Source organism: Geobacter sulfurreducens PCA, assembly GCF_000007985.2.
GTDB classification, from domain to species: Bacteria; Desulfobacterota; Desulfuromonadia; order Geobacterales; family Geobacteraceae; genus Geobacter; species Geobacter sulfurreducens.
This window is the reverse complement of the sequence record NC_002939.5, coordinates 2,810,246-2,821,684: the sequence shown is the minus strand read 5'-3', so window position 1 is coordinate 2,821,684 and position 11,439 is coordinate 2,810,246. Positions and strand designations below refer to the sequence as shown.

Genomic DNA, 11,439 nt, shown 5'->3' with positions numbered 1-11,439 from the left:
GTCTAAAGTGGGATCATGACACGTCAGGAGGTTCAACGATGAATATTATTCCACTCGGCGACTACTACGCTTGGTACTGTGACTGGTGCGACACCAGGAACCAGACGCTCCAGCAGAAATTCACGGCGGGCACCGTCACCTGCGGGGCATGCCACAAGCCGTTTTCCCTGCCGGCCGCGGCTGGGTGCCCGACGGAGCGGTATGCCCTGTCGGGCGGCTTTTAGCGGGCCAGCTCGAAGAGGTAGATGACGATCTCGATGAAGATCAGGATGATGATGGTCCATTCAAGGCGGGAGGCGCGGCGGGCGTGGGCGAGGCTCGTGAAAACCTCCGTGATGTCCAGGAGCGTTTCCCCCTTGTGCTTGATCTCGTTGTAGCGCTGGTTCAGCTCGAAGACGTTGGCCATGGTCAGGTAGAGGCGGTCCGCCTCGGGGTTCTCCCAGGTGAATTCCGGCTTTTCCAGGACCATGACGTGGGCGATGGACTGGTACTTGTAGGTCAGGACGTTGGCCGCCAGCTTTGCCAGACGCCGGTCCGAGATTCCCAGCTTGCCCCGGTCGAGCATGCCGATGACGGTTTCCATTTCATCCAGGACCTGGTCGACCCGTTCCTCGATCCGCTCCAGGGCCACTGATTTGGCGATGACGAAGCAGATGGTATCCACGTAGGCCGGATCATACACGGGCATGGTCGCCAGATCGTTGGTCACGGCGGGGCCGCTGCTCTCCCCCAGGGCCAGGGCGTAGTCATCCCGGTACTTTTCGTCCGGCACGCTCTTGAACGGCTCCGCGTAGTGCGCCATGCTCCAGAAAAAGGCCCTTGCCTCCTCCTCCGTGCAGTTGACGAAGACCACCCCGCCGAAGAAATAGAGGTAGACCCTCTTGGTCGTGCCCTGGTCCCCCGACAGGGGCTTGAGGCTCGCCTGGTCGAGCACCATGGGCTCTTCCCACCGGTAGCGCCGGGGGAAGCCCAGATCGGCGGCCAGCCGGTTCAGGTCAAGTTCGCCCGGCAGGGCGAAGGCGGTGAATGACGTCATGGCTCCCTCCCCAATGCTCCTCTGGTGATCAACGCCTGGAATCACGGTTCTCCGGCCGCCGGCCCCGGTTCGCTCCATTCCTCGCCCTGAACCGCCACCCGCCCGGGACGGCCCGGGATCTCCTCCATGGTGAGCCGGCAGACGGGCACGGTTGCCCGCTTGGCCTCGTCCGCGGCTTCGCCCAGAGTGACGAAGCGGGCGCCGGTTCCCGTGAGCCGGTCCAGCAGCGACGCCAGGTGCGGCGCATAGCGTTTCCCTTCGATTTCGGCCTGCACCGTGTGGACGTTGAGTCCCGGCCCCACCAGGCCCATCAGCCGGTCCACGGCCTCCCGCTCCGTGGCGATCCCCCCGCCCAGCAGTTCGTCCAGGGTCGGCAGGGTGGTGGGCACCTGGAGGGTGCCGAACCGCCGTCCGTCCACAACCGGGTAGAAGGGGGTCCGTCCCCGGCAATCGCTGCAGAAGGACAGGAGCATGGAGTCCTGGATTTCAAGGGAGTCGGCGCTCACGGTCCAGCCGGGCGCCGCGGCGGTCCGGGCCCGTCGTCCCATCACCTCCTCGAAGAGGGCGCAGGCGCGGCCCAGTTCCAGGGCGATCATCTTTTTCGGAATCCAGGGAAGAAGGTCGTGCCACTTTACGTGGTCCCAGCCGTGGATGCCCACTTCGTGGCCGAGGCGGGCAGTGAGCCGGATGGTGTCGGCGAGCCGGTTGCCGATGATGGGGGGCGGGATCAGCAGGCCCGAGAGAAGGGTCCGCGGCCCCAGCAGGGCCGGTGCGTTGAGCCGGAGGCTGGTCCGGAGGAATCCCCGCCGGGTGATGATGCGGCGCACCGCCTTGCCGGTATTGTCGGGACCCAGGGAAAAGTAGAATGTCGCCTTGACCCCGAAGCGGCCGAGGATGTCGAGGATGCGCGGGATGCCGTCCCGGGTCCCCACGAAGGTGTCGGCATCGACCTTGATGGCGATGGTTGGCCGTTCCATGGCGACCTCAGTCGTCCCGTTCCCGCCGTAGCAGATCCCAGGGGGCGGCCGCTTCGGGGAGTATCGTCCGGATCCGTTGGTTCGGGTGGGCTTCGGTCAGGGGAGCCCCGTTCTCGTCGGTGAAGGTGTCGAGCCTGAAGGTATCCGAGCGCATGCCCGGCCCCATCAGCTCCATGGTCCAGCCTGGCCGGATGCGGTTGCGGACGGCAAGGATGGCGGTGCCGTCGGGTAGGATCTCGTCCACCACGGCGAGAAAGTCATGGCTGCGCAGATAACGGGAGTCGTACTCCAGGTCCGCCGCCTCGGGGCGGCCCAGGAGGAAGCCGGTGGTGTATCCCCGGTGGCTCACCTTGGACAGTTCCTCCAGCCACTCGGGACGGAACGCGTAGCCGGCGGGGTCGGCGGCATAGCGGTCGAGCGCCTCCCGGTAGACCCGCACCACCGACGCCACGTAGTGGATTCCCTTCATTCTCCCCTCGATCTTGAGGGAGTCGACTCCCGCCTCCACCAGCTCGGGAATGTGGCGGATGAGGCAGAGGTCCCGGGAGTTGAAGATGAACGTGCCGTTTTCGTCCTCAGTGACCGGGTAGTACTCGCCGGGCCGGCTTTCCTCCACCAGGGCGTAGCTCCAGCGGCAGGGATGGGTGCACTCCCCCCGGTTGGCATGGCGCCCGGTCATGACGGCGGAGAGGAGGCAGCGCCCCGAATAGGCCACGCAGAGAGCGCCGTGGGCAAAGACCTCCAGTTCGGCCGACACGCGGCGGCGGGTTTCGCGGATCGCCTCCAGGGACATCTCCCGGGCCAGGTTGATGCGGCTGATGCCCTGCTGCTGCCAGAAGAGGGCGCTGCGCCAGGTGGTGGTATTGGCCTGGGTCGAGAGATGGATGGTGCGGTCCGGGACGATGCGGCGGATGGTGGCGATGACCCCGGGATCGGCGGCGATGAAGGCGTCGAAGGGGATCGGCGCTACCTCTTCCAGGTAGCGGTCCAGTTCCTCCAGCTCGTCGGTGTCGGGATAGCTGTTGACCGTGAGGTAGACCTTCACCCCCCGGTCGTGGGCATAGGCCACGGCCTCGGCCATGGTGGCGGGGGTGAAATTGTCGGCCTGGCTCCGCAGTCCGAAGCGGGCACCGCCCAGGTAGACGGCGTCGGCGCCGTAGTGGACGGCCACTTTGAGTTTTTCGAGGTTCCCGGCCGGGGCCAGGAGTTCGGGGATCTGCATGACTGCTCCGCGCTGAAGGTTCGTGTGGCCGGGATGATATCACAGTCATCGTTCCCGGCAGAACACTTTGATGGGAGAACATGGGGGCGGATCAGGGCACCGGGTGCGGGGGAGGCTCCCTTCGGCAGAGATAGGCCGTGTGCTTGCGCTGGACAAAGACCGGCGTGACGGAGCAGGCGTGCTTCAGCCGGAACTGATCCATCTGGCCCTGGTCGGTCACCACGAAGATTTCGCCCCGTGCGGCCAGAAACCGCTCCACGTCGGCATCGGTGGGAAGGTAGATGTCCCGGTTGGCGCCGTCCTCCTCAAAGCGCAGGTCCCGGTCGGTCACGAGTCCCATGGCGGCGATCCGGTTCCGGTAGAAGGAGAGCGAGGGGATGAACGTGCCGTACATGAGGATGTCGCGCTTGTGCTCCGGGTCGATGCGGTCGATGGCGGCGACCATGTCGCCGTACCCCTTAAGGTGTGGGCCCAGATGCGTCATGGCGCCATAGATCGTCACCGACAGACAGAGGGTATAAAGGGCCGTGTTTCTCACGAACTGGGGCGAGAGGCGGCTCTTCCAGAGGTAGGCGCACAGGACGAGGAGCGCTACGCCGTAGAGGAGGAGCTGGATTTTCAGGGGGGCGGCCGGTTTGTAGAAAAAGCCGGTTCCGCCGGCCGCAACGGCGGCCAGGGTGAGGATGACCAGGGTGGCGGCCCGCAGCCGGGCCGTCTCGAACCGGGCCAGCGCGTATGCCGTTATGATGGAGGCCGTGCCGTAAAAGGGGAGGATGTAGGCGGACAGCTTGCTCTTTGCCAGGGAGAACACTACCAGCGGCGCCACTATATAGACGAAGATCGTCCTGATCCGTCCGTCGAGCTGCTTCCACCCGGCGACGCCCCGGGCCAGGAACAGCGTGTAGGGGAAAAAGGTGGCGCTGAAGATGACGAAGAAGTACCAGAACGGCTTGTCCCGGCCGAAGCGGTTGGTGGCCACCCGGTCCACGGTCTGGACTTTGAGGAAGTAGTCGGGAAGCTCCGGATTGCTGATGCTCACCGCCAGGTACCAGGGGAGTGCCACCGCTGCAAAGGCGCCGGCCGCCGCGGCCACCTCGCGCCAGGTGAAAACGTTGCGGTGATCGCGGTCAAAGGTCTTGGCCACCAGAAAGGGGAGCAGGGTGAAGAGCAGGATGATCGGTCCCTTGGTGAGGAACCCGAGGCCCAGGAACAGCCCGTAGAGGGGGGCGTTCCAGAAGCTGCGCCCGCCGTACAGCTGGCGGAAGAGCATGAGTTGGGCCAGGGCCGTGAAGCAGGCCAGGTAGATGTCGGTGGAAACCACCCGTGACGAGGAGAGGAAGAGGAGCGATGTGCCGCAGATGAGCATGGCATTGATCGCCTCGTCCCCGCTGCCGAGGAAGATGCGGGCCGTCCCGAGCAGGGCGGCCAGGGCTGCCGTTGCGGCAACGATGCCGAAAAAGCGGACCCCGAAGCCGTTGATGCCGAAGAGCTCCATCCCGGCGGCCATTCCCCACATGGACAGGGGAGGCTTGTGGAAGTGCTTGATGCCGTTCAGGTGCGGCTCGAGCCAGTTCCCGGTCACTACCATCTCCCGGGCGATTTCACCGTAGCGGGCCTCGGTGGACTCTCTCAGGTGGAGGGCCGACCCGGGGTAGAGGAGGATCAGGAAGTAGATGGCCAGGAAGGGGAGCGCCCTACGACTCAAGCGCATCGATCACGTCCTTCCTCTTGTTTTTGCGGATGAAGTAGAGGTTGCGCAGATAGATGACCGTACCGGTGGATTGTCCCACGATGAAGACCGGGTCCCGTTTTATGACAGCGTAGACCAGCAGGAACAACCCGCCGATGATGCTGAAGTACCAGAACGCCTCGGGAATGACGCTTTCCTTCCGGCGCTCGGTATGGATCCACTGGACGAAAAAGCGCATGAAGAACAGGGCCTGTCCGGCGAAACCGATTCCCATGGTAAGCATCGCCGCCTTAGACATGTTTTTCTCCTATCGTTGCCGGTTGATACCGCCGTTGCATCCAGCGCACCGCCAGCAGGTCGAAGAACCCCTCCCGGGCCCGCCGCCAGTTGGTGTAGTTGGATGTGCCGTGGCGCCGGGGGCGGTGGTTCACCTCCATCTCAACGACTCGGGCTCCCTCCATCCTCATGAGGGTCGGCAGGAAACGGTGCATCCCCTTGAACATCTTGATCCGTTTAACCATGTCCGCCCGCATGACCTTCAGAGAGCAGCCGGTGTCGTGAATGCTCTCCCCGGTGAGACGATTACGTATGCCGTTGCCGATCCTGCTCCCCACCCGTTTGGACAGGGTGTCGCGCCTGTTGCGGCGCCAGCCGGTCACCATGTCGCAGCCTTCGCCGTAACGGGCCATCATGGCCGGCACATCGGCCGGATCGTTCTGTCCGTCGGCGTCCATGGTGATGATGACATCCCCGGCGGCGTGGGCGAAGCCCACCCCCAGGGCCGCGGACTGGCCCCGGTTGGCGGCCAGCGATAGGTAGCGAACGGCCGGGCAGCCCCGCGCCAGGGATTTTAGAACCTGGAGGCTGTTGTCGCGGCTCCCGTCGTCGACGAAGATGATCTCGTATTCGTACCGTTCGGCATCGGCCATCCGGGTGATTTCGTCGAAAAGGGGTAGGAGATTGTCCTGTTCGTTATGCACCGGAATGACAAAGGAAATCTTCATGTGCGGTCCTGTGGGCGCTCGCTCTGCCGGATGCTGTCTCGCTGATCGATGTTATAGCATATCCAACGCTAACGTAATCAACAAAATTACGTGAATATATTCATGTAACGCGTGATTCCGGTCACGGCTTTGACCTTGACAAACAAGGGGAAATGTCATTAACTCTCCGAAGAGTTCACTAGGGAGAGGGTCCATGAACCTGCTCAGACACGCTGTTGCCGGACTTTGCCTCGTGGCGTCCGCCGGTTGCAGCGGCCAGGATGTGATGGTACGGAAGCAGTCGGAGATGGAGACGCGCCTGGAGCACCTGCATCAGGCCAGCACCACCTCCGGCGTGCGCCTCGCCGAACTTTCGGCCGAGGTGACCGCGCTCCGCGAGCGCCTGGCCGCCCAGGGCGCCGAGCTCGAGCAGATCAAGGCCGGACAGCGGGAACTGCAGGCGAACATCACCGAACGTCTCGCCCAGGTTGCCCCCGCGGCCGGTACCCCATCCCGCATCGAGGTGGTGAGCCGAGACGGCGCGCCCCGTGAAAAGGACGGCCCCCCCGATGCTTACCTGAAGGCCTTCGGCCTCTACAGCGCCAACAACTTCGCCGGCGCCGTGGAGGCGTTTCAGGCATTCCTTGCGGAACATCCCGACAGCGAGTATGCGGGCAATGCCCTCTACTGGATCGGCGAATGCCACTATTCGCGCTCCGACCTGCCCCGGGCGCTGGATGCCTTCAGATTGGTGGCCGAGCGCTATCCCGCGAGCACTAAGGTCCCCGATGCTCTCCTCAAGAGCGGCTACACGCTCTATGCCATGAAGGAGCCTGAGCGGGCCCGGGAGATCCTCGAATCGCTCGCCGCCAAGTATCCCCGGAGCCCCGCTGCGGCCAAGGCCCGCGAACGCCTCGCTGTTGCGACTCCGAAAAAACAGTGATTCCGTACCCATGCCGGCGTTCGCCCCGCCGGCGCATCAGGTGCCCCTTTACGGACGGGGCCGCGAGGTGACCATGAAACGGATGCTGGCTGCTTCCCTCCTTCTCGCCCTCTCTCTTGTCGCTCCCCTCGGGGTGCTGGCTGCCGCAGAGGAGCCGACGGTCTACGTCATCCAGAAGGGTGACACCCTCTGGGGACTGTCCGAGCGCTTTCTCAAGGACCCGTACTACTGGCCGAACCTCTGGGCCAGAAACCCCGCTATCGGCAATCCCCACTTCATCTATCCGGGACAGCGGGTCAGGGTCTATCCCGACCGGATCGAGATCGAGCCGCGTACGCCCGCCACGCCCGAGGCGGCACCGTCGCCCCGCCCCTCCGAGGAACCGGTGGCGGAGCGGAGCTTCCTGGTGAGCGGCAGCGAAGGGTATCTGGTGGAAAAAGGGTTCAAGCCCGCCGGCAGGATCATCACCACCAGCCAGAGCCGCGTGATCGTGGGCGAGGACGACATCGTCTACGTGGACATCGGTGCGGATCAGGGCGCCAAGGTGGGCGACCGGTTCTCCGTCTATAAAAAGCTCGAAGCAGTGAGCCATCCGGTCACGAACGTGATCCTCGGCGAGAAGATGATCCCCCTCGGCACCCTCCAGCTCACCGAGGTGGAAGGAAAGGTCTCCAAGGCAATTGTGACCAAGTCCTATCAGGAGATCGGGCCTGGCTCCCTCATCCTCCCCTGGCGGGACAAGCGACGCCTGGTTCCCCTGAAGGCGGCCCAGCAGGATATGAACGGTTTTGTCGTTGACTCGCAGGGGGGCAACAAGGCCATCAGCGAAGGTGACCTTGTCTTCATAGACCTCGGAAAAAGCCAGGGCGCCCAGCCGGGGCACATGCTCTACGTGCTGCGCGACGTGGTGCCCGATCAGCAGTATGCCGACATCTCAGTGAAGAAGCTGCCGCCCGAGGTGATCGGCGCCCTGGTGGTGGTGGCCAGCGGCGAGACCACGTCGACGGCCCTGGTGGTGAAGAGCATCGATACCATCTACCGGGGCGACCGGGTCGAGGTCCGGGCCGCCAGGTAGGCAGCATTGCGGGGACCGGCACGGCCGGTCCCCGTTTCGTATCCCCCGTCTCCGGCATGAAAGGGCCTGCCGCCTTCCCACTCCCATGTATCACTGGTTTGCGCTCAGATCGGTCCCCCTGGTGGGGAATGTCCTCTATCGCCGGCTGCTGGATCGGTTCGGCTCTCCCGAGGCGGTTTTCAGGGCCTCCGATGCTGAGCTTGCGTCCGTGCGCGGCGTAAGCTCCGCCGTTGCGGCCTCCATCCGGGGGCATGATCCCCGTGCCTTTGCCGAGTCAGAGTGCGAACGGGTCCGGCGCGCGGGCGTCCGCATCGTCACCATCCGGGACCCTGACTACCCGCCGCTTCTCCTCCAGATTGCCGACCCGCCCCCCTACCTCTACGTCAAGGGCGACCCGACGGGGCTGGAGCCTGCCGTGGCCGTGGTGGGGTCGCGCCGGGCCACCGTTTACGGCCGCACCGTAACGGCCCGGCTGGCCGAGGACCTTGCCCGCCGCGGGGTGGCGGTGGTTTCGGGCATGGCCCGGGGCATCGACACTGCGGCCCACCAGGGCGCCCTGGCCGGGGAGGGGAGAACCGTCGGCGTTCTGGGGTGCGGCATCGACGTGGTGTATCCCCCCGAGAACCGGGCGCTCTTCGCCCGGGTGGCCGACCGGGGAGCCCTGGTGTCCGAGTTCCCCCTGGGCATGGGGCCTCTGGCCGAGAATTTTCCCCGCCGCAACCGGATCATCAGCGGCATGTGCCGCGGTGTCCTGGTGGTGGAGGCGGCCGAGCGGAGCGGCTCGCTCATCACGGCACAGATGGCCCTGGACCAGGGGCGGGACGTCTTCGCCATCCCGGGGAATATCACGAGCAGCGGCAGCAGCGGCACCAACCGGCTCATCAGGGAAGGGGCCAAACTCGTGGCCGGAGTCGAGGATATCCTGGAAGAGCTTGTCCCCCGAGCTGCGGCCGCGGTTGCCGTTGCGCCGCCACTGCCGCCGCTTCCCGCCGGCGAGGCCGCCCTGATGGCGATGTTCGGCGCCGATCCACTTCACATCGACGAGATCATTGCCAAAAGCGCGTTGACAGTGGGGGAGGTTTCGGCTATGTTACTGCGCCTGGAACTGAAAGGAGTCGTAACTCAGCTTCCCGGCAAGTTTTTTCACGCTAACTGACAACGGTACCGTCTATGTCCCAACATCTCGTCATAGTAGAATCTCCTGCCAAGGCTAAGACCATAGAGAAGTTCCTCGGCCCGGACTACAAGGTGCTCGCATCCTACGGCCATGTGCGCGCCCTGCCGAGCAAGCAGGGCTCCGTGGACGTGGAGCACGACTTCGAGCCCCGCTACGCCGTCCTGCCCGAGAGCAAACGGCACATCGACGCCATCAAGAAGGAGTTGAAGGCGAGCGATTCGCTCCTGCTGGCCACCGACCCCGACCGGGAAGGGGAGGCCATCTCCTGGCACCTGCTGGCGGCCCTGGGCGTGAAGCCCGAGAAACCGCCGGTACCGGTCAGGCGGGTGGTGTTCCACGAGATCACCAAGGACGCCATAGTCCATGCCGTGGAGAATCCCCGCGATATCTCACAGGATCTGGTGGACGCCCAGCAGGCTCGCTCAATTCTCGATTATCTCGTGGGTTTCAATCTCTCCCCCTTCCTCTGGAAGAAGATTCGTTACGGCCTTTCCGCCGGCCGGGTCCAGTCGGTGGCCCTGCGGCTCATCTGCGAGCGGGAGAAGGAGATCCAGGCGTTCCAGTCCCAGGAATACTGGACCATCGGCGCGGAGCTGGCCAAGGAGGGGGGGCAGAAGTGCACCGCCAATCTGGTCGAAGCCGAGGGGAAGAAGCTCGACAAGTTCGACATCCCCGATCAGGCTGCGGCCGACCGGCTCGTGAAGGCCCTGGAGAACGCCACCTTCACTGTGGACAAGGTGACGAAGAGCGAGCGCAAGCGGACGCCGGCGCCGCCGTTTACCACATCGACCCTCCAGCAGGAGGCTGCCCGCAAACTGGGCTTTTCGGCCAAAAAGACCATGGCCACGGCCCAAAAGCTCTACGAAGGGGTCGCCATCGACGAAGGGCTCGTGGGTCTCATCACTTACATGCGTACCGACAGCGTGGTGCTGTCGAACCAGGCACTGCAGGAGGCCCACCAGGTCATCACTTCCCTGTACGGTCCCGAATACGCCCTTGCCAAGCCCCGCTTCTACAAAAACAAGGCTAAGAACGCCCAGGAGGCCCACGAGGCGGTCCGCCCCACCTCCATCGCCCGCACCCCGGCGGAGCTGAAAAAGTACCTCTCCTCCGACCAGTTCAAGCTGTACGACCTGATCTGGAAGCGGACCGTGGCCTGCCAGATGGCCGAGGCGCTCCTGGACCAAACCTCCGTCGATATCGGCGCGGGCAAGGGCTACCGCTTCCGGGCCGCCGGCACCGTGATCCGCTTTCCCGGATTTATGAAGCTGTACATCGAAGGGGTGGACGATCAGGCCGAAGAGAAGGAGGGGACCCTCCCTCCCCTCACCGAAGGGGAACTCCTGAAGCTCCTGAAGCTCCTCCCGGAGCAGCACTTCACCCAGCCGCCCCCCCGGTACACCGAGGCGAGCCTGGTGAAGACGCTGGAAGAGTACGGCATCGGGCGCCCCTCAACCTATGCCTCCATCATGAACACGCTCCTGGAGCGCAAGTACGCCCGCCTCGACAGCAAGCGCTTCATCCCCGAGGATGTGGGGATGGTGGTCAACGATCTTCTGACCAACCATTTCACCACGTACGTGGACTACAACTTCACCGCCACCCTTGAGGAAGAGCTCGACCAGGTCTCCCGGGGGGAAAAGCGGTGGAAGCCGCTGCTGCGCGAGTTCTGGGAGCCCTTCCAGGGACTGCTCAAACAGAAAGAGGGCGAGGTCAGCAAGGCGGACCTCACCACCGAGGCCACGGACGAGGCATGCCCCGAATGCGGAAAACCCCTGGTGGTGAAGCTCGGCAAGCGCGGCAAGTTCATTGCCTGCTCCGGTTACAAGGAAGGGTGCACCTATACCCGCAACATCGACCAGGGTGAGGGAAGAGAGCAGGCGGAGCCGGTCCTGTCCGAGGAAAAGTGCGACAAATGCGGCAGCCCCATGCTCATCAAGGACGGGCGCTTCGGCAAGTACCTGGCCTGCTCGGCCTATCCCGCCTGCAAGAACATCCAGCCCCTGGTGAAGCCCAAGGGGACCGGCCATACCTGCCCCGAATGCAAGGAAGGGGAGCTGACCGAGAAAAAGTCCCGCTACGGCAAGATGTTCTACTCCTGCAACCGCTATCCCCAGTGCAAGTTCGCCCTCTGGGACCCGCCCCAGCCGGGGCCGTGCCCCAAGTGCGGCTTCCCGCTGCTGGTGAAGAAGGTCTACAAGCGGGAAGGGGAGTTCCTCAAGTGTCCCAAGGAAGGATGCGACTACCGGACCGAAGGGAAAAAGTAATCACGTCGCCGACCGGGCGGGGAGCGATCCCCGCCTTTTTCTCGCACGATGTGCGGCTGCTGAAGGAAA

Annotated in this window: 11 protein-coding genes; 5 read left to right on the top strand and 6 right to left on the bottom strand. The window is 64.4% G+C overall.

Going from position 1 to position 11,439, the window contains the following annotated elements; all coding sequences use genetic code 11:
* The first annotated feature begins 38 nt into the window (after positions 1-38).
* The gene (locus GS_RS12855; RefSeq protein ID WP_010943195.1) at positions 39-224 is read left to right on the top strand and encodes a hypothetical protein; all 186 of its coding nucleotides are present in this window, start codon (positions 39-41) and stop codon (positions 222-224) included.
* On the opposite strand, the gene GS_RS12850 is transcribed toward GS_RS12855, so the two are convergent.
* The 6 genes from GS_RS12850 to GS_RS12825 form a co-directional block, all read right to left on the bottom strand.
* On the bottom strand, positions 221-1,036 hold the full coding sequence (locus GS_RS12850; protein ID WP_010943194.1) for an RMD1 family protein: 816 nt from the start codon (positions 1,034-1,036) through the stop codon (positions 221-223). The genes GS_RS12855 and GS_RS12850 overlap by 4 nt on opposite strands.
* 41 nt (positions 1,037-1,077) lie before the next feature.
* The gene (locus tag GS_RS12845) at positions 1,078-2,013 is read right to left on the bottom strand and encodes a 4-deoxy-4-formamido-L-arabinose-phosphoundecaprenol deformylase (protein ID WP_010943193.1); all 936 of its coding nucleotides are present in this window, start codon (positions 2,011-2,013) and stop codon (positions 1,078-1,080) included.
* Positions 2,014-2,020: 7 nt separating this feature from the next.
* Positions 2,021-3,235, bottom strand: a complete 1,215-nt coding sequence (locus tag GS_RS12840) for a peptidase U32 family protein (protein WP_010943192.1) — start codon at positions 3,233-3,235, stop codon at positions 2,021-2,023.
* Between the two features lie 91 nt (positions 3,236-3,326).
* On the bottom strand, positions 3,327-4,946 hold the full coding sequence (locus GS_RS12835) for an ArnT family glycosyltransferase (RefSeq protein ID WP_010943191.1): 1,620 nt from the start codon (positions 4,944-4,946) through the stop codon (positions 3,327-3,329).
* The gene (locus GS_RS12830; protein ID WP_010943190.1) at positions 4,930-5,223 is read right to left on the bottom strand and encodes a lipid-A-disaccharide synthase N-terminal domain-containing protein; all 294 of its coding nucleotides are present in this window, start codon (positions 5,221-5,223) and stop codon (positions 4,930-4,932) included. Before GS_RS12830 ends, GS_RS12835 begins: the two co-directional genes overlap by 17 nt.
* Entirely contained in the window at positions 5,216-5,929 is a 714-nt protein-coding gene (locus GS_RS12825; RefSeq protein WP_010943189.1) for a glycosyltransferase family 2 protein, read from the bottom strand. Before GS_RS12825 ends, GS_RS12830 begins: the two co-directional genes overlap by 8 nt.
* 193 nt (positions 5,930-6,122) lie before the next feature.
* On the opposite strand from GS_RS12825, the gene ybgF reads away from it, so the two are divergent.
* From ybgF to topA, 4 genes are all read left to right on the top strand, one after another.
* Positions 6,123-6,851: a tol-pal system protein YbgF gene (ybgF, locus tag GS_RS12820; protein WP_010943188.1), complete on the top strand. Its 729-nt coding sequence runs from the start codon at positions 6,123-6,125 to the stop codon at positions 6,849-6,851.
* Between the two features lie 73 nt (positions 6,852-6,924).
* Positions 6,925-7,926: a LysM peptidoglycan-binding domain-containing protein gene (locus GS_RS12815; protein ID WP_041914065.1), complete on the top strand. Its 1,002-nt coding sequence runs from the start codon at positions 6,925-6,927 to the stop codon at positions 7,924-7,926.
* 85 nt (positions 7,927-8,011) lie between these two features.
* Positions 8,012-9,082 carry a DNA-processing protein DprA gene (dprA, locus tag GS_RS12810; protein WP_010943186.1) on the top strand — a complete coding sequence of 357 codons (1,071 nt, stop codon included), beginning with the start codon at positions 8,012-8,014 and terminating at the stop codon, positions 9,080-9,082.
* Between the two features lie 14 nt (positions 9,083-9,096).
* A complete protein-coding gene (topA, locus tag GS_RS12805) occupies positions 9,097-11,370 on the top strand; it encodes a type I DNA topoisomerase (RefSeq protein ID WP_010943185.1) in 2,274 nt (757 codons plus the stop codon).
* Positions 11,371-11,439 lie beyond the last annotated feature (69 nt).

Excerpts from the sequence above, each read along its gene's own strand:
- GS_RS12855 (WP_010943195.1), top strand. The coding sequence starts at position 39 with ATGAATATTATTCCACTCGGCGACTACTACGCTTGGTACTGTGACTGG.
- GS_RS12850 (WP_010943194.1), bottom strand. The coding sequence starts at position 1,036 with ATGACGTCATTCACCGCCTTCGCCCTGCCGGGCGAACTTGACCTGAAC.
- GS_RS12845 (WP_010943193.1), bottom strand. The coding sequence starts at position 2,013 with ATGGAACGGCCAACCATCGCCATCAAGGTCGATGCCGACACCTTCGTG.
- GS_RS12840 (WP_010943192.1), bottom strand. The coding sequence starts at position 3,235 with ATGCAGATCCCCGAACTCCTGGCCCCGGCCGGGAACCTCGAAAAACTC.
- GS_RS12835 (WP_010943191.1), bottom strand. The coding sequence starts at position 4,946 with ATGCGCTTGAGTCGTAGGGCGCTCCCCTTCCTGGCCATCTACTTCCTG.
- GS_RS12830 (WP_010943190.1), bottom strand. The coding sequence starts at position 5,223 with ATGTCTAAGGCGGCGATGCTTACCATGGGAATCGGTTTCGCCGGACAG.
- GS_RS12825 (WP_010943189.1), bottom strand. The coding sequence starts at position 5,929 with ATGAAGATTTCCTTTGTCATTCCGGTGCATAACGAACAGGACAATCTC.
- ybgF (WP_010943188.1), top strand. The coding sequence starts at position 6,123 with ATGAACCTGCTCAGACACGCTGTTGCCGGACTTTGCCTCGTGGCGTCC.
- GS_RS12815 (WP_041914065.1), top strand. The coding sequence starts at position 6,925 with ATGAAACGGATGCTGGCTGCTTCCCTCCTTCTCGCCCTCTCTCTTGTC.
- dprA (WP_010943186.1), top strand. The coding sequence starts at position 8,012 with ATGTATCACTGGTTTGCGCTCAGATCGGTCCCCCTGGTGGGGAATGTC.
- topA (WP_010943185.1), top strand. The coding sequence starts at position 9,097 with ATGTCCCAACATCTCGTCATAGTAGAATCTCCTGCCAAGGCTAAGACC.